We start from the raw sequence: 17,680 nt of genomic DNA on the forward strand, positions 1-17,680 counted from the left end.
TAAGACCAGGAATTTCTACAACAAGAAATGCTCTATATCTTATTGAAATGATTGGAATAGAAATAGATGACATTAATAAAATTCAATAAAATTATAAAAATCCTCCATCTATACAAAATTATAATATAGCGGAGGATTATTTTATCTTATATTAGTTAATCCAGCAGTTTTAGCAGCGTCTATTGCATATTGAAATTCTTTTTCAGATATTTGTTTGCTTATTTCTTCATATTCATAGGCTTTATATTCAGGATAATATTGAGCCATGATATTGATGTAGGTTTTAGTAGAAAGTTCATCAGCAATAAATTTCATAATTTTTTCAGTCCCAGCAAGATTTTGAGGCATTACTAAATGACGAATGAGTAAGCCTTTATAGGCAATGTTATTTTCATTAGTTTTCAAATCACCTACTTGACGATACATTTCCTTTACAGCGTTCTTTGCGATGGTATAATACTGCTTTACCTTTAAATACTTTTCTGCTATAGTATCATCAGAAAATTTTATATCTGGCATATAGATATCAACAATTCCATCTAATAATCTTAAGGTATCAGTTAAGTCATATCCATTAGTATTATATACAATGGGAATAGATAAACCTTGCTTAGCGGCTATATAAATAGCTTCTACAATTTGAGGAACTATGTGTCCTGGTGATACCAGGTTAATGTTATGACATCCATAATCTTGTAAATCTAGCATTAAATTAGCCAACTTATTAGGAGTTATTTCTTCACCTTCGCCACAATGGCTAATTTCATAGTTTTGACAAAAAACACATTTTAAGTTGCAGTGTGAGAAAAAAATAGTCCCTGAACCATAACGACCAACTAATTCCTCCTCTTCTCCGAAATGGGGTTCAGCTCCAGAAACTACTACGTTATCTAAAGTTCTACAAAACCCTCTTTCACCATCTAATCTATTTACCTTACATTGATGAGGACATAAAACACAATTTTCTAGCATTTTCTTCAAAGTACTTACTCTACTTTGCAATTCTCCATTTTCTAATAAAGATAAATAACCTGGTTTTAGCATTTTGACCCTCTTTTCTTCTTGTATTATATAACTATTATGTACCATAGTGAGCTATATCATAAGGAATTTTATATATTTGTACATGATTATTTTCATTGAAAATGCTAGAATAAAAAGTATAGAATTTAAATAGTTTTCTGACATATATGGATTTATGCTAGATATAAAAAGGAGAGATGGCATGAATGAAATAGATTTATTTTTAAACCTATCAGATCAAATAAAAGCAGAGAGAAACGCCTCTAAAATTCATTTTGATTGTATAGTAGTAGATGCACATAATGACACAATGATGAAAGTAGTTGATCCGCAAACTGGATTACCTAAAATAAATATAGGAGAAGATACAAATTTTCAAATCGATATATCAAAAGCTCAAGTGGGAGGACTTGATGTTGCATATTTTGCAGCTTTTTCAGACTATGAAGGTTCTGATGATACCTCAACTATAAAAGCTAATAGCAAAGTGCTAGCAATACTAAATGCTTTGTATTGGACTGTAAAAAACAACTCTGACACCATAACCATAGCAACATCTGTTAGAGAAATTAAGGAAGCTGTATTTGATAGAAAAATAGTTGCAGTGCCTACGATTGAGGGAGCATATGCACTGGAAGAAAGGAATGCAATAGAATTATTAAATCAATACTATGATTTAGGAGTTCGAGCTGTTGGTTATGTATGGAATTCTCCAAATGCTTTAGGAGCAGGAACGACTGGTCAGATTGATATGGGATTAACGGAACTTGGTTATGAAGTTACTAAGGAAATGAATAGATTAGGAATTATTATTGATGTATCTCATATGAATGAAAAGACCTTCTGGGATGTTATAAAGGCCTCTGAAGCTCCAATTATTGCAAGTCATTCTTGTGTTTATAGCTTAAGAAATCATGTTCGAAATCTGACAGATGAACAAATTATTGCTCTGGCAGGTATTGGAGGAGTTATAAATCTTAATTATTGGCGTGAAATATTAGGAGATACTAAAGATGGCATAGATATTAAAAAATTAATTGATCACATAGATTATGTAGTAGGTCTAGTAGGTATAGATTATGTTGGATTAGGATCTGATTTTGATGGAGCAACTATGCCTGATGATATTCAAAGTGCTGAAGATCTTCCTAATATTACATTAGAACTTGTTAAAAGAGGATATTCTAAATCTGATATTGAAAAAATACTTGGATTAAATAATCTTAGGGTTATGGAAGAAGTTCAAAAAATAGCAGAAAAGTCTTTATCCAATGTTGATCGATTAGTTATTACTTCATATATTGAAATGGGCGAGATTATTCAGGATGCAACACCACTATTTACTGCACAGGTTAAGAAGAAAGATAGCTATGCCGATGAATTAAGCTTTAGGGTAATTGTTGATGGTATCGCTTATGAACCTGAGTTTAATGGAAAAACAGGAGTGCTATCTTTACAATTGAAGGAATCACTTCTTGCAGCGAATTTTCATGTTGTAACCTTTGAAGGTAAAAGCACTTCAGGTAAAATCACTCGTGAAACAAGAATATTTTATGTTCAATAAAGCTTAGAGGATAATTTATCTCTATAAATAATATAAAAATATTGGATTAGATAATAAAGAAACAGAGCTAAGCATGAAAATAAAACTTATACAAGTAAATATGTGCCAGAGAAATTTATCGAGGAAGTGATTCAGGCAGATACATGAATTCCTCCTAAGATAAGAGCTATCTAAGGAGAGTAGACGAACATTATGTAAAATTACTTGAAATGAACAGGAGGTATACTATGAATGAAATAATTATTAGGAATCTAAGCGAAGAGTTAATGGAAGAAACGGTGAAATTTATTTCGTCATGTCAGAGTGTTGATGAGAGTTTTATAGCATGGCTAGGCTATTCACCAGAAGAAATCAAATCACAGCTAATGGACTTAACTCCATCGTTCAAAGAAAGATGTTTGATCGCCATAGATAGGGGTGCAGTCTGCGGTTTTTTAGGAATTTATGTGTCGGAAGAACAGTCTACTCTCAGATTGTTAGGACCGTACGTTTCCATGAAAAACAGCTGGACTGAGATTGCTGTAAATCTATTATCTGCTCTTAAGGAAAAAATACCAGCACATATTAAAATGGCAAAAGTAGCTTTTTATGATGCAAATGTGAACTGCAAACGGATGTATGAAACAAACTACTTTACTTTATATAATGCAGAAAAGACTTTAATTCTGAACAATAAAAGTTTGATTAGTCCATTGAAATTGATTAATCAGAAGATAAATATTCGTTATTACCAATCAGGTGATTTTAACGACTTTATTAGGATCCATCCTACAACCGCCTATTTTACAGGATCAGAGGTGGTCAGTAGGTTAAACCCTTATAATCAGTTGATTGTAGCTAAGTTGGACAATCGAGTAATTGGATATGTTTATTTTGAAATGCTTGTATCGGATGGATATGCTGAAATCTGCTTTGTAAATGTTTCTCCTGAATTTAGAAGTAGAGGGATAGGGTCAGTATTAATAAACCAAGTGATAACCGAAGTCTTTAAATATAATTGGGTTAAACATATTCAGATATCTGTTCGTGTAAACAACGAAGCAGCAGAGCGGCTATATACTCGAATAGGTTTTAAAGAAAAAAACGTGATAATTGCCCTACAAAGGGATTTGAATGTATGCCCTTTGGGCGAATTCATATAACGTGGCATTTACGAAACTTGTCAAGAAGGATGGGATGAAATGTCTAATATTAATGGAGAATATAGTGCATTAGATGAAGTAATGTATTACTATCATTATAATTTTTATGCATATTATTTTCTATTATCAATAGTTTTGATAAATTGCATCAAAGTTATTATGGATTATATACATATAGTAGAAGTAAAAAGATTAGAGCAATGGAACAGCATATAACAGTAGCTTAGCGAACATCAGAATCTAAATATATACAGGAAAAGTCCGACATCGCTAAGCCTCAGAATGTTATAAGATATATCCACTATCAAAGTATTAATTTGGGGTTTATTAAAGAAATATTAGAACAAGGTGATAAGATGCAACCGATGAAAATATTAGGTATTATAGTTGAAAGGTATAAAAAAGTACTAGATAAAAATATTGTCGGCATATATCTGCATGGCTCATTAGCCATGAGATGTTATACAAATACAAGTGATATAGACTTCCTTGTTGTAGTAAGAGAGCCTATTAATATCAGAGCAAAGAGAGAACTTATTGAAGCAATAATACACTTAAACAATTTGCCCAAGAAAGGCATTGAAATGAGTATTATTTTAGAAAAATACGCAAGAAAATTTGTTTATCCTACACCATTTGAATTACACTATTCAGACTCTTATAAGGATAGGTATTTATCTGATAGTAACTATATTTGTGCAGGTGCAGACAGAGATTTAGCAGCTCATTTAACAATAGTTAAACATAGAGGAATTTGTTTATATGGTAAAGAAATTAAAGAGATATTTGGTGATATACCTAGAAGAGATTATATAGATTCAATAGTTTATGATATAGAAAATGCAAAGGAAAAAATAACAGAAAATCCCATTTATATTACTTTAAATCTATGTCGAGTACTATATTATCTTAAGGAAAATGTTGTATGTTCAAAACTTGAAGGTGGGAATTGGGGGAAAGAAATAGTGCCACAACAATATAGAAAAATTGTAGAGGATGCTGTGAAAGTATATATGAACGAATTAGATGAAATGAACTATAACAAATTTAGATTACTTGAATATGCAGATTATATGTTAAAAGAGATAAACATATTCAAATAGGAATTGTACACCGCTATAGAAAGGTATTTCGGTTATTGTGGATACATCTTATAACACAGCATGGACGTTCGTGCTATTGTAATTCACCTGATTTAAAAGCTTGGTAATAATCTAAAAACAAAAAACCTAAAGGGGGGCTTCTATAAATGATAGACAATAATAATTTGAACTTTCCTGAAATAGAAACAGATAGATTAATATTAAAAGAAATTGAAGTTGAAAATGCGACATCTATTTTAAATATATTTTCTAATGAAGAAATTATGAAGTATTATGGTCGATTTCCAATGAAGTCTATTAAAGAAGCTGAAAACTTAATTACAACGTTTAATGAGAATTTTAAAAACAATAATGGAATAAGATGGGGAATTTTACTTAAAAAAGAGAATAAAATCATAGGAACTTGTGGTTATCATAACTGGAATAAAAGGCATTCGAGAGCAGAAATAGGCTATGAATTATCTATGGACTCATGGGGAAAAGGGTACATTAAAGAAGTTTTAAAAGTAATCATAGACTATGGTTATGAAGTTATGAATTTAAATAGGATTGAAGCAGTAGTATATCCTGAAAATAAAGCTTCAATAAAAAGCTTAATAAATCAAGGATTTAAAAAAGAAGGATTACTAGAAGAGTATGCCTTTTTTAGAGATGTTTATCAAGATTTAATAATGTTTTCCCTATTAAAGAAAAACTGGATAAAGAAATAATAGTTTTAAAACTTAGAGTATGAAGGGACTTAACCTAACGGAAGATTAACGATGCGGTAGTTACAAGATGCGTGTTTTGATAGTAGAGTAGGAAAATTTGCAGATGTGGTATACATGGATTTGCTGAAATATGAATGGGATGGTACTAAGCAGAGCATACAGTTTTAGCAGCACTACATCTAATAAGGGTTTGAAATAACTCATAATACTTCGAGGTTGGCAGAGCCAACCTTTTTTATTTTATATTAAAATAAACAAGTGAAATATTATTAAATAAAAAACAAAGTAAATATAATAATATCCAATAAGAAATATACTCCTATAGAAAAACTTTGTTAAAAAAAACACAAAAAAATATTGACTAAGGACATATTTTTGATAAAATTACATTAAGGAGATTAAATAAAATATTAAGTGCACTAAGGTATAAATGTTTTGCAATTTTAATTATTCTGAATATTTGTACGTTTGCGCCATAATACATAGTTAAAAGCTAAATAGAGTTATTAAAATTTATATGCAAATTACTATGCAAACAATTGTTAAAAAAATAACAAAAACAATAAAAATACTTAGGGGGTAATTTATGCTTACTGTAGAAATGCAAGACACAATTGATGAGGTTGTAGCGAAGTATGGTAATAATCAATCTTCTATAATTACTATTTTGCAAGAAATTCAAGGAAAGTATAGGTATTTACCAGAGGCAGTGTTGGAATACATAGCTAACAAGATGGATATGAGTTCATCCAAAATATTCGGCATTGCAACATTTTATGAGAATTTTTCCTTAAAACAAAAAGGAAAATATATCATTAAAATTTGTGATGGTACTGCTTGCCATGTTAGAAAATCCATACCTGTACTCAATACTCTGCAGAAAGAATTATTCCTTAGTAATGAAAAGCATACTACTGATGATTTGATGTTTACTGTTGAAACCGTATCATGCCTTGGAGCATGCGGACTTGCACCGGTAATTACTATAAATGATAAGGTTTATGGAAAGATGACCCCTGAATCTATACTCGAACTCTTAAATAAATTAAGGGAGGAAGCATAGATGAAAATTAATAGTATTAAAGAACTCATAGATACTTCTCAAAAATTTAAGGATTCTTTAGATAAGCAATACAAGCAAGTACTGGTTTGTGGTGGAACAGGCTGTGTAGCAGGAGGGTCTTTAGAAATTTATGATGAGATAAAGAGATTAATAGAAGAAAAAGGTTTATTGGCAAAGATAGAACTATATGAAGAAGATAAAGGGATAGGAATTAAAAAAAGCGGCTGCCATGGATTTTGTGAGGCAGGTCCACTAGTTAGAATCGAACCGGATAAGTTTCTATATTTAAAGGTTAAGGTAGAAGACTGTGAAGAGATTGTAAATACTACTTTAATAGAAGGAAAACCAGTTGAAAGACTTATGTATAATGTGGGAGATAAAATTTACCCCGTGCAAGAAGAAATACCTTTCTACAAGAGTCAAACTAGGGTTGTATTAGAGCATTGCGGACATATAGATGCTGAATCGATTCAAGAATATATAGCATATGGTGGATATCAAGCTCTGGCTAGGGCTATTGATAAAATGACCCCTGCTGAAGTTTGTAAGGAAATATCTGATGCAAACCTTAGAGGAAGGGGAGGCGGAGGATATCCTGCTGGTAAGAAGTGGTCTCAAGTTCTTTCTTATTCTAGTGATATTAAGTATATAATATGCAATGGTGATGAGGGAGATCCTGGTGCATTTATGGATAGATCCCTTATGGAAGGGGATCCTCATAATATAATTGAGGGCATGACTATTGCTGCCTATGGAACTGGAGCTTCTGAAGGTTATATCTATGTTAGAGCTGAATATCCATTGGCAGTAGCAAGGCTTAATAGGGCTATAGAGCAAGCAAGAGAAATTGGTCTGCTAGGTAAAAATATTTTAGGTACAGGTCTGAATTTTGACCTTCATGTAAATCAAGGTGCTGGAGCCTTCGTGTGTGGCGAGGGCAGTGCACTTATTGCTTCAATTGAAGGTGAAAGAGGAATGCCTAGAGTAAAGGCAAAGAGAACTGTGGAAGAAGGATTATGGAGAAAGCCTACTGTTTTAAATAATGTTGAAACCTTTGCCAATGTTAGACATATAATCATGAATGGTGCCAACTGGTACAAATCCTATGGTACAAAGGGTAGTCCAGGCACAAAGGCATTTGCATTAACTGGCAATGTAAATAATACTGGACTTATTGAAGTTCCAATGGGTACAACACTGAGAAAAATAATTTTTGATATAGGTGGAGGAATTAAGGATAATAAGAAGTTTAAAGCTGTGCAAATAGGAGGACCGTCTGGTGGCTGCTTAACACAAGAACATTTAGATTTGCCACTGGACTTTGATTCATTAATAGATGTAGGTGCTATGATAGGCTCTGGCGGAATGGTAATAATGGATGAAGACACATGTATGGTAGAAGTAGCTAGGTTCTTTATGAACTTTACTCAAAATGAATCCTGTGGTAAATGTGTTCCGTGTAGGGAAGGTACTAAGATAATGCTTAATACACTTGAGAAAATTGTATCAGGCAAGGGAACAGTTGAAGACTTAGATTTACTGGAAGAGCTCGCAAATACAATAACTAATACTGCACTTTGTGGACTTGGTAAGACAGCTGCAAACCCTGTGGTTAGTTCATTAAAATATTTTAGAGATGAATATTTAACCCATGTAGTAGATAAAAGGTGTCTTACAAGGACTTGTCAAAGCCTAAAGATAATAGAGATTAGTCCTGAGCTTTGCAGAGGATGTAGCAAATGCAGCAGAATTTGTCCTGTAAATGCAATTGATGGGAAGATAAAGGAATTATATGAAATTGATCAAGATAAATGTATTAAATGCGGCGCTTGTATAAAATCCTGCACATTTGCAGCCATAAGGGAGGCTTAAGCTATGAAGGGGACAATGATTATAGACGGCAGAAATGTAGAATTTAATAAAGAAAAAAACGTATTAGAGGTAGTGAGAAAAGCTGGCATTAATTTGCCAACCTTCTGCTATCATTCTGAGCTAAGTATTTATGGTGCCTGTAGAATGTGTATAGTGGAGGATACATGGGGGAATACATTTGCTTCTTGTTCTCAGCTACCAAAGGATGGTATGGAGATATTTACAAATACTCCTAAGGTACGGAAGTACAGAAAAACAATACTTGAAATGATACTAGCAAACCATGATAGAGATTGTACTTCCTGTGATAGAACTGGAAAATGTGAACTTCAAGAATTAGCCATTAGATTTGGCATTAAAGATATTAGATTTGATGAAATTAGAAAAAAACTCCCAATAGATAAAAGTAGTCTAAGTATAGTTAGAAATCCAAATAAATGTATTCTATGTGGTGACTGTGTAAGAGTATGTGAAGAGATGCAAGGGGTAGGTGCTTTAAGCTTTGCATATAGGGGTTCAAATATGACAGTGTCACCAGCCTTTAATAGGGATATAGCTGAAATAAATTGTGTTAACTGTGGACAGTGTAGAGCTGTTTGTCCTACTGGTGCAATTATCATAAAAAATGAAAATCACAGGGTATGGGAAGCGGTCCATGATAAGTCAAAGAGAGTAATTGCGCAGATAGCCCCAGCCGTAAGGGTAGCACTAGGTGAAGAGTTTGGACTAAATCCAGGAGAAGTAACTATAGGAAAAATTATAGCTGCACTTAAGACCATTGGTGTTGATGAAGTTTATGATACTGCATTTGCTGCAGATATGACAGTTATTGAGGAAAGTAAGGAATTTGTAGAGAGATTGACTTCAGGAGAACACCTACCACTATTTACTTCCTGCTGTCCTGGATGGGTGAAGTTTGCAGAGAATAAGTTTCCAGATATTATGGATAATATATCCACGTGCAAGTCTCCACAACAGATGTTTGGAGCAGTTATAAAAGAATATTACAAGGAAGTAAGCAAGAAAGAAGGTAAAGAAACTGTAATGATATCGGTAATGCCTTGTACTGCTAAAAAAGCAGAAATAGCTAGAGAAGAATTCCAGCATGAAGGCATGAGAGATGTGGATATAGTAATTACCACTCAAGAACTGGCGCTTCTTATTAAAGAAGCTGGAATTATATTTGCGCAATTAGAAGAAGAAGCATTTGATATGCCATTTGGATTAGCAAGTGGTTCTGGAATAATATTTGGAGCTACTGGTGGGGTTACTGAGGCTGTAGTTACTAGGTTATTAAAAGACAAACCAGATCATTCTGCAAAGGATGTATTATTTAAAAATGTAAGAGGAATGGAAAATTTAAAGGAGGCAACCTTTAATGTAGCTGGAAAAGAAGTTAAAGTTGCCGTAGTACATGGTTTAAAGAGTACAGATGAACTAATAAAGCAAATTAAAGCGGGAGAAAGATATTATGATTTTATAGAAGTAATGGCTTGTCCAGGTGGATGTATAGCTGGTGGGGGACAGCCAATTCCTATAAATACAGAAATGAGAAAGGAAAGAGCTAAAGGACTTTACAAGCTTGATAGAACATCACATATCAAGAGTTCAGAGAAAAATCCACTAGTATTATCATTGTTTGAAAATATACTAAAGGATAATCATGAATTATTACATGTGCATAAAAAATAATGTCAAGGGGACGGTTCATTTGGTAATTTTGCTAAATGGACCGTATCTACTATAAACTTAACAGAGGTAAATAAATGAAAATAATAAATCTAATAGATAAACTACATAAAACCAATAATTTAGATTATGATGAGCTAGTATTTATCCTAGATCATATTGAAGAGTCTGGAAAGGACTATCTTATTGAGAAAGCTCATGAAACAAGAATGAAAATCTATGGTGATAAGGTCTATATGAGGGGATTAATAGAATTTACAAATCACTGTAAAAGAGGCTGTAAATATTGTGGGATAAATGCTTCAAATAAAAACGTGGAAAGATATAGATTAACTTTAGAGAATATTCTTCAATGCTGTGATGTAGGCTATAACTTAGGGTATAGAACATTTGTATTACAAGGGGGAGAAGATGACTATTATTTAGATAATATGATAGTTGGCGTAATCACTGAAATAAAAGATAAATATCCAGATGTTGCAGTAACCCTTTCAATAGGTGAGAAATCCTATGAATCCTATGAAAAATATTATAAGGCAGGGGCAGATAGGTATCTTCTTCGACATGAAACAGCCAGCCGAAAACTATTTGAAAGAATACATACAAATTCCAACTATGATAATAGAATGGAATGCCTTTGGAATCTAAAGAAAATAGGATATCAGGTAGGCGCAGGATTTATGGTTGGAATACCAACACAAGCCAAAGAGGATCTAGCTAAGGATATCCTGTTTCTAAAAGAATTAGAGCCTGAAATGGTGGGCATAGGACCATTTATTCCACACAGGGATACCATCTACAAATATGAAGAGGGGGGTACACTTAGGGATACTATTACTATAATTGCCTTAACTAGATTGTTTTTACCTTATTCATTATTGCCAGCAACAACAGCTTTAGGGACAATACATCCTCTTGGAAGAGAACAGGGAATAAAGGCAGGAGCCAATGTAGTTATGCCAAATCTCTCACCTACTAAGGTGAGAGAAAAGTACTCCTTATATGATGGAAAGATTTGCACCGGCGATGAAGCAGCCGAATGTAGAAGCTGCATAGAGAATAGAATAGTATCATCAGGTTTTTCCATAGATATGTCTAGAGGAGACAATATAAAGTGGAGGACAAGAATATGATTAATCATAATTATATATATAATTTATTAGAAGAAACAAAGAATGCAACAAAGGAAGATGTTAGAGACATATTAGATAGGGCAAATAATAAAGAAGACTTATCCCATAGAGATATAGCCATTCTACTTCAATCAGAAGATGAAAATGATCTAAAAGAAATTTTCAAAATAGCCAGGAAGATAAAAAATGAAATATATGGGAAACGTATTGTAATTTTTGCTCCACTTTATTTAAGTGATTATTGTGCAAATAACTGTGTCTACTGCGGGTATAAAAGAGAGAATAATTTTAAAAGAAGAAAACTTACTAGGCAAGAAATACAGGAAGAAGTAAAACTATTAGAAAAGATGGGCCATAAAAGACTAGCTATAGAGGCCGGAGAGGACCCTATAAATTGTGATATAGAGTACATTTTAGAAGCCATAGAAGCTATCTATGAAACCTATAATGATAATGGCAAGATTAGAAGAGTCAATGTAAATATTGCAGCAACTACAGTAGATAACTATAGAAAATTAAAGGATGCAGGTATAGGTACTTATATACTATTTCAAGAAACTTATCATAAACCCACCTATGAAAAAATGCATCCAAATGGACCAAAGGCAAATTATGATTACCATCTAACAGCTTTCAATAGAGCCATTGAAGGAGGTATAGATGATGTGGGGGCAGGGGTTTTATTTGGATTATATGATTATAAATTTGAAGTATTAGCTCTAATGCTTCATAATGAGTATTTGGAAAAGAAATATGGTGTAGGCTTTCATACTATTTCTGTACCAAGGCTTAAAAAAGCTGAAGGGATGGAGCTTAGCTTATTCCCCCATATAGTAACAGATGATGAATTTAAAAAAATTGTTGCTATTATTAGACTTGCAGTTCCATTTACAGGGATCATTCTATCCACAAGAGAAACCTATGAAATGAGAAAAGAAGTAATAGAATATGGTGTATCTCAAATTAGTGCTGGGTCTTGTACTGGGGTAGGAGGATATAAGGAAAATGAAGATAGAAAAAGTAAATCTCAATTTGAAGTAGCTGATAATAGAAAACCCTTTGAAGTAATAAAAGAGTTAATAGATAGTGGACATATTCCATCCTATTGTACGGCCTGCTATAGGATGGGAAGGACTGGGGATAGGTTTATGCAATTGGCAAAGTCAGGGCAAATACAGAACGTTTGTGGACCTAATGCACTTATGACTCTAATGGAGTATGCTTTAGATTATGGAAATAAAGATTTTCAAGATGTAATAAATCAAATGATAGATAGGGAGATAGTAAACATCGAAAGGGAAGATATAAAGAATCTTCTTCAAGAAAAAATAGATAGAATAAAACAAGGAGAAAGGGATTTATATTTATAACTAAGGAGAATATCTATGAACAATACACCAAAAGGAAATAGAAGGCATATAGTTGTCTACGGCAAGAGAAATGCAGGCAAATCATCTATTATGAATAAGATCATAGGTCAGGATGTATCTTTAGTATCAGATATTAAGGGGACTACAACAGATCCAGTGTCTAAAGCAGTAGAGCTGATTCCATTTGGTCCTGTGGTTTTTATAGATACAGGAGGTATAGATGATGGTGGAGAGTTAGGTGTCTTAAGGGTAGAAAAAGCTATAAAGACCTTAGAAAAAGTAGACTTTGCCATATACGTAATGGCAATAGATGATATTGAACAGGAGTCTTATTTAGAGTTTGTAAAGGAATTTAAAAGAAGAGACATTCCCTACATTACAGTTATCAATAAAGTTGATATTGTTTCAAAAGAAAGGCTACAAGAAATTAAATATAATATAGAATTTGAGAAGAAATGGGAGAATGTAGTCTTTATATCTACAAAGTATGATACTACTATAGAAAATTTAAAGGATGAATTGATAAAAAAACTTAATATAGAGGATAAAGAAGAGACTTTAATAGGAGATATTATCCCCTACGGTGGTAAAATTATAATGGTAGTTCCTATAGATTCTGAGGCACCAAAGGGAAGACTTATTTTACCTCAAGTGCAGCTTATTAGAGATTGCTTAGATCATGGGATAAAATCCTATGTAGTCAGAGATATAGAATTAGCGTCTGCTATAGAGGACTTAAAGGATATAGACCTTATAGTTACTGATTCACAAGTATTTAAGGAAGTAGATAAAATAGTACCTAGATATATTAATCTCACCAGCTTTTCTATAATTATGGCCAGACAAAAGGGAGATTTGAAAACATTTTTAGAAGGAATAACAACTATTGAAAAATTAAAAGAAAAAGAAAATCCAAGGGTTCTAATTATGGAAAGCTGTTCACATAATACATCCCATGAAGATATAGGAAAGGTTAAAATTCCAAAATTTTTGACTAAACATTTAGAAAAGGAAATAGATTTTCATTTTAGAATGGGAGAAGATTTCCTAAAGGATATAGAGTCCTATGATTTGGTGATTCATTGTGGATCATGTATGTTAAATAAGAAAAGTATGGCTAGTAGGATTAAAATTTGCCAAGATAATAATGTACCTATTACTAATTATGGTATATTACTTGCTTATTTAACAGATACATTAGATAGAGCTACACAGGTGTTTATGTAAATAATAGATATTTATTATAAAAGTATGTATGATTAATCGGAATTGTAAGAAAATATATTTACAAGTAATACTTTTTAATATATACTGTTATTGTATTTATAATCTAGAAGGAGGGAAGTAAGGAATGAAGCCAGCTAATTGCTAATATTAATTTTATTTCAAAATTAATAATTATTTTCAAGAGAGTTTACTGTGCCTAATTAGGATTAGGTTTATTTGTTGTACTCTCCTATGGAATTAGCAATTTAGAAGGTAACTTACTTACTAAAATAGATTATCATAATTAAACAAGGTTTATATGGGGTTTTAGTAGAATGCTTTTTATTAAAAAGTATTTTCTCTACTTGTATTTAATTTTGTTTTTATTAAATTATAATAATCAGATATTTGTATTTTAGACTGTAAGAAGAATATATCTTCTTATGGTCTTTTTTATTTTAAATTAAATAAAGGTTAGAGTGGTCTTTTCTAAATTGCCCATAGAGTACATAAAAGCAAAAAATACATTGATTGGTGGTGAATATATGACACCTTTTACGAAGGTAATGGACTTAAATCAATAAACGGAAGGAGTATATTAAAAGTTTATGATTGATACATTACCGAAAATAAAAATACAAGAAAATTATTTTTATATTCCTTGCCGTAAAACAAAAATTATCGGAGGTAAGGAATATGGAGAAGAAATTAAGTTTAAATTGGAATATATACAATGGTAAGATAGATAAGGAAGAGAGATATTGTCATAATTGTGGAAAAAAAGTAGAGTTTAAAGATTCATTAAAAAGAAGGCAGAATGCCAATGGAAAAAATATATTCTATTTCGCAATATACAAATGTCCAAATGGACATACATGGAATAAAGGAATTGATACATTTAAAGCTAAATCAGGCTTAGAGAATGTTGATGAAGACTTTATGATTCAAGAAAGTAAATATGATGAAATTCAAATAGCACAATTTAAGAAAGATGGTATTACTGAGATAGAAATTTATATTAATACATTGCAGGAAAAAATACGAATAGATAAGTTTTTATCTTCAAAAATCCAAGATATTAGTAGGGAAAAAATTGTAGAACTAATCACTAAAGGTTTTATAAGAGTGAATAATAACCAAGTCAAATCAAAAGTTAATTTAAGAGAAAAAGATGTTGTAACCTTGTTAATAAGCAAAATTTAAGCAATAATGAAAGACCCTACTGTCAATTCAGCAGGGTCTTATTGCAAAAAATCTATGGGAGATGATAAAAGTGAGAATAGGCTTAGTTCAGATGAGTATGGAGTTTGCAAATCCTGATAATAACTATAAAAAAGCAGAAGAACTTATTAGATTAGCTGCAAAGGAAAATCCAGACACCATAGTTTTGCCTGAAACATGGAATACAGGTGTTTTTCCTGTAGAGAACATAAAGGAGCTTTGCGATAAAAATGGAAAGCAAACCATAGAGCTGTTTTCATACTTATCAAAGGAATTAAATGTGAATATAATCGCCGGTTCTGTTGTAAATGAAAAGGAAGGAGAAATATATAATACATCATATATATTTAATAAAAAGGGTGAATGTATCGCTGAATATGATAAGACACATCTTTTCTCATTTATGCATGAAGATGATTATTTCAAAAAAGGTAATAGAGTAACAACTTTTGAATTAGATGGAGTAAAATGTGGAGTAATAATATGCTATGACATTAGATTTTTAGAGCTTGTACGTACTTTAGCTTTACAAGGAATCAAAATACTTTTTGTTGTAGCCCAATGGCCTGTTTCTAGAATTAAACATTGGGAAATATTGAATGAAGCACGTGCAATTGAAAATCAGATTTTTGTAGCCTGTGTAAATTCGTGTGGTACTGCAGGAGAGACTATATATGGTGGTCATTCAGCTCTTATTAATCCTTGGGGTGAAACCATAGCTAAAGCATCATATGAAGAAGAAATAATAACAGGTGATTTTGATATGAAAATATTTGATAAAATTAGAAATACTATAAATGTTTACAATGACAGAAGAACTGACTTATACAGGTAGAGGTGATTTTATTTCAATTTTATCCCAATGTAATACTAATGAATTGTATAGTGATATATTAATAAGTATAGAATATAAACATACGTATTATTAATAAATAAGAAATAATTGACATTTATTATAGTTAATGTTAAAATGTAAAAAAGTTCGAGGTGAATGAATATGTATATAAATTATATTGTAACTATAAAACTTCATCACCATCACAGAGAGCACTTATAACCTTGATTTTGTATCATAGGTATAAGTGCTATTGGTGCTTGTACCTGTGGTGGCAGATAATTTTGGAAGCCTTACAGGTATTTTATTAAATACATGTAGGGCTTCTTTTTATTTTTTAAATAGCAAATAATTTTAATTATAATACTAAATTAATGAAGGAGGAATTGAAAATGTTAATGGAATTAAGAAATTTAAAGGGAACTTGTGATTTTATGCCAAGTGAGCAGAGAGCGAGAAATAAGATAATTAGAAAACTAACAGATGTATTTGAAAGCTATGGATATCAACCACTAGAAACTCCTATAATTAGCTATTATGATATACTCGCATCCAAGTATGCTGGAGGTGCTGAGATATTAAAGGAAGTATACAAATTTAAGGATCAAGGACAAAGGGATATTGGACTAAGATATGATTTAACTGTTCCACTTGCCAGAGTAATTGGCATGAATCCTAATATAAGATTACCATTTAAAAGATATGAAATAGGTAAGGTATTTCGGGATGGGCCAGTTAAAACTGGACGCAACCGAGAGTTTGTTCAATGTGATGTAGATATAATAGGAGTAAAATCAATAACGGCAGAAGCAGAGTTAATGATTATGGCCAATGATATCTATAAGATGTTAGAACTGGAAGTATATATTTATTTTAATAATAGAAAATTTCTCTCTGGAATTATAAAAGTCGTTGGTATACCTGAAGATCTAGAAAATAGTGTTATATTGAGCTTAGATAAGATTGAAAAGATAGGTGAGGAAGGTGTTAGGGCAGAATTAACTGAAAAATATGTAGAAAAACAATATATAGAAAAACTATTTTATTTTTTAAATATGGAAGGTGAAGAACTTCTAAAGAGCCTAAGATTTGATCCCCAAAATGAGCTTATTAGGCAAGGAATACAAGAACTAGATGAGTTATGGGGCTATATTAAATCAGCAGGTATACAAGATATCTGTAAATTTTCTCCTTGGCTTTCAAGAGGTCTTGAAATTTATACAGGTACAGTATTTGAGATATTTCTTAAGGATAGAAGCATAGCATCTAGTGTGGGAGCTGGGGGAAGGTATGACAAAATCATAGGTGCTTTTATAAATAATGGTATTGAATATCCTGCAGTTGGAATAACCTTTGGATTAGATGTGATCTATAATGCTCTATTATATAAAGAAATTAGTATGGAAAAACCACCAGTACAAATATATATTGTTCCTATTGGAACACAGCTAGAAGCCATTAATCTAGTAACCTTACTAAGGAGACATGGAATTTCTGCTGATATGGAGATGGATAAAAGAAAGGTAGGAAAAAGCCTTGAATACGCAGGAAAGCAGCAGATTCCTTTTGTTATTGTACTGGGGGAAGATGAGATAAAAACAGGCAAGGTCAGAATTAGAGATATGAAACGTGGTAGTGAAACTGAGATATTAATGGATGAAATTATGAGTTATTTAAAAGAGAAAATAGAGTAATAGATTTATAATAGAGGCGGATTATTTTGCAATAATACATTTATTAAATGCTATG

Annotated in this window: 15 protein-coding genes; 14 read left to right on the forward strand and 1 reads right to left on the reverse strand. The window is 31.8% G+C overall.

The features are described 5' to 3' along the window. Positions 1–141 precede the first annotated feature (141 nt). Positions 142–1,044: a radical SAM protein gene (locus KQI88_RS03435; protein ID WP_216414945.1), complete on the reverse strand. Its 903-nt coding sequence runs from the start codon at positions 1,042–1,044 to the stop codon at positions 142–144. Positions 1,045–1,225: 181 nt separating this feature from the next. On the opposite strand from KQI88_RS03435, the gene KQI88_RS03440 reads away from it, so the two are divergent. The 14 genes from KQI88_RS03440 (at position 1,226) to KQI88_RS03505 (ending at position 17,625) form a co-directional block, all read left to right on the forward strand. Continuing rightward, complete coding sequence (locus KQI88_RS03440; protein WP_216414946.1) at positions 1,226–2,587, forward strand: dipeptidase; 1,362 nt, start codon at positions 1,226–1,228, stop codon at positions 2,585–2,587. Positions 2,588–2,814: 227 nt separating this feature from the next. Beyond that, the gene (locus KQI88_RS03445; protein ID WP_216414947.1) at positions 2,815–3,729 is read left to right on the forward strand and encodes a GNAT family N-acetyltransferase; all 915 of its coding nucleotides are present in this window, start codon (positions 2,815–2,817) and stop codon (positions 3,727–3,729) included. Between the two features lie 39 nt (positions 3,730–3,768). After that, positions 3,769–3,945, forward strand: a complete 177-nt coding sequence (locus KQI88_RS03450) for a hypothetical protein (RefSeq protein ID WP_216414948.1) — start codon at positions 3,769–3,771, stop codon at positions 3,943–3,945. 149 nt (positions 3,946–4,094) lie between these two features. Further along, complete coding sequence (locus KQI88_RS03455; RefSeq protein ID WP_216414949.1) at positions 4,095–4,832, forward strand: aminoglycoside adenylyltransferase domain-containing protein; 738 nt, start codon at positions 4,095–4,097, stop codon at positions 4,830–4,832. Positions 4,833–4,978: 146 nt separating this feature from the next. Next, complete coding sequence (locus tag KQI88_RS03460; RefSeq protein ID WP_216414950.1) at positions 4,979–5,542, forward strand: GNAT family N-acetyltransferase; 564 nt, start codon at positions 4,979–4,981, stop codon at positions 5,540–5,542. Between the two features lie 586 nt (positions 5,543–6,128). Continuing rightward, entirely contained in the window at positions 6,129–6,605 is a 477-nt protein-coding gene (locus KQI88_RS03465) for an NADH-quinone oxidoreductase subunit NuoE family protein (RefSeq protein WP_216414951.1), read from the forward strand. Continuing rightward, a complete protein-coding gene (locus KQI88_RS03470; RefSeq protein WP_216414952.1) occupies positions 6,606–8,477 on the forward strand; it encodes an NADH-quinone oxidoreductase subunit NuoF in 1,872 nt (623 codons plus the stop codon). Positions 8,478–8,480: 3 nt separating this feature from the next. Next, complete coding sequence (locus tag KQI88_RS03475) at positions 8,481–10,169, forward strand: [FeFe] hydrogenase, group A (RefSeq protein WP_216414953.1); 1,689 nt, start codon at positions 8,481–8,483, stop codon at positions 10,167–10,169. Positions 10,170–10,243: 74 nt separating this feature from the next. Next, a complete protein-coding gene (gene hydE, locus KQI88_RS03480; RefSeq protein ID WP_246579094.1) occupies positions 10,244–11,299 on the forward strand; it encodes a [FeFe] hydrogenase H-cluster radical SAM maturase HydE in 1,056 nt (351 codons plus the stop codon). Continuing rightward, entirely contained in the window at positions 11,296–12,669 is a 1,374-nt protein-coding gene (hydG, locus tag KQI88_RS03485) for a [FeFe] hydrogenase H-cluster radical SAM maturase HydG (protein WP_216414954.1), read from the forward strand. Before hydE ends, hydG begins: the two co-directional genes overlap by 4 nt. Before the next feature lie 15 nt (positions 12,670–12,684). Continuing rightward, positions 12,685–13,896 carry a [FeFe] hydrogenase H-cluster maturation GTPase HydF gene (gene hydF / locus KQI88_RS03490; RefSeq protein ID WP_216414955.1) on the forward strand — a complete coding sequence of 404 codons (1,212 nt, stop codon included), beginning with the start codon at positions 12,685–12,687 and terminating at the stop codon, positions 13,894–13,896. Between the two features lie 675 nt (positions 13,897–14,571). Next, the gene (locus tag KQI88_RS03495; protein WP_216414956.1) at positions 14,572–15,078 is read left to right on the forward strand and encodes a S4 domain-containing protein; all 507 of its coding nucleotides are present in this window, start codon (positions 14,572–14,574) and stop codon (positions 15,076–15,078) included. Between the two features lie 70 nt (positions 15,079–15,148). Beyond that, complete coding sequence (locus KQI88_RS03500) at positions 15,149–15,931, forward strand: carbon-nitrogen family hydrolase (protein ID WP_216414957.1); 783 nt, start codon at positions 15,149–15,151, stop codon at positions 15,929–15,931. 392 nt (positions 15,932–16,323) lie between these two features. Next, a complete protein-coding gene (locus KQI88_RS03505; RefSeq protein ID WP_246579095.1) occupies positions 16,324–17,625 on the forward strand; it encodes a histidine--tRNA ligase in 1,302 nt (433 codons plus the stop codon). Positions 17,626–17,680 lie beyond the last annotated feature (55 nt).

Origin of the sequence: Alkaliphilus flagellatus, assembly GCF_018919215.1 — a bacterium.
Classification (GTDB): Bacteria; Bacillota; Clostridia; order Peptostreptococcales; family Natronincolaceae; genus Alkaliphilus_B; species Alkaliphilus_B flagellatus.

Bases quoted from the DNA above. Each gene is read 5' to 3' on its own strand.
- KQI88_RS03435 (WP_216414945.1), bottom strand. From the start codon at position 1,044: ATGCTAAAACCAGGTTATTTATCTTTATTAGAAAATGGAGAATTGCAA.
- KQI88_RS03440 (WP_216414946.1), top strand. From the start codon at position 1,226: ATGAATGAAATAGATTTATTTTTAAACCTATCAGATCAAATAAAAGCA.
- KQI88_RS03445 (WP_216414947.1), top strand. From the start codon at position 2,815: ATGAATGAAATAATTATTAGGAATCTAAGCGAAGAGTTAATGGAAGAA.
- KQI88_RS03450 (WP_216414948.1), top strand. From the start codon at position 3,769: ATGTCTAATATTAATGGAGAATATAGTGCATTAGATGAAGTAATGTAT.
- KQI88_RS03455 (WP_216414949.1), top strand. From the start codon at position 4,095: ATGAAAATATTAGGTATTATAGTTGAAAGGTATAAAAAAGTACTAGAT.
- KQI88_RS03460 (WP_216414950.1), top strand. From the start codon at position 4,979: ATGATAGACAATAATAATTTGAACTTTCCTGAAATAGAAACAGATAGA.
- KQI88_RS03465 (WP_216414951.1), top strand. From the start codon at position 6,129: ATGCTTACTGTAGAAATGCAAGACACAATTGATGAGGTTGTAGCGAAG.
- KQI88_RS03470 (WP_216414952.1), top strand. From the start codon at position 6,606: ATGAAAATTAATAGTATTAAAGAACTCATAGATACTTCTCAAAAATTT.
- KQI88_RS03475 (WP_216414953.1), top strand. From the start codon at position 8,481: ATGAAGGGGACAATGATTATAGACGGCAGAAATGTAGAATTTAATAAA.
- hydE (WP_246579094.1), top strand. From the start codon at position 10,244: ATGAAAATAATAAATCTAATAGATAAACTACATAAAACCAATAATTTA.
- hydG (WP_216414954.1), top strand. From the start codon at position 11,296: ATGATTAATCATAATTATATATATAATTTATTAGAAGAAACAAAGAAT.
- hydF (WP_216414955.1), top strand. From the start codon at position 12,685: ATGAACAATACACCAAAAGGAAATAGAAGGCATATAGTTGTCTACGGC.
- KQI88_RS03495 (WP_216414956.1), top strand. From the start codon at position 14,572: ATGGAGAAGAAATTAAGTTTAAATTGGAATATATACAATGGTAAGATA.
- KQI88_RS03505 (WP_246579095.1), top strand. From the start codon at position 16,324: ATGTTAATGGAATTAAGAAATTTAAAGGGAACTTGTGATTTTATGCCA.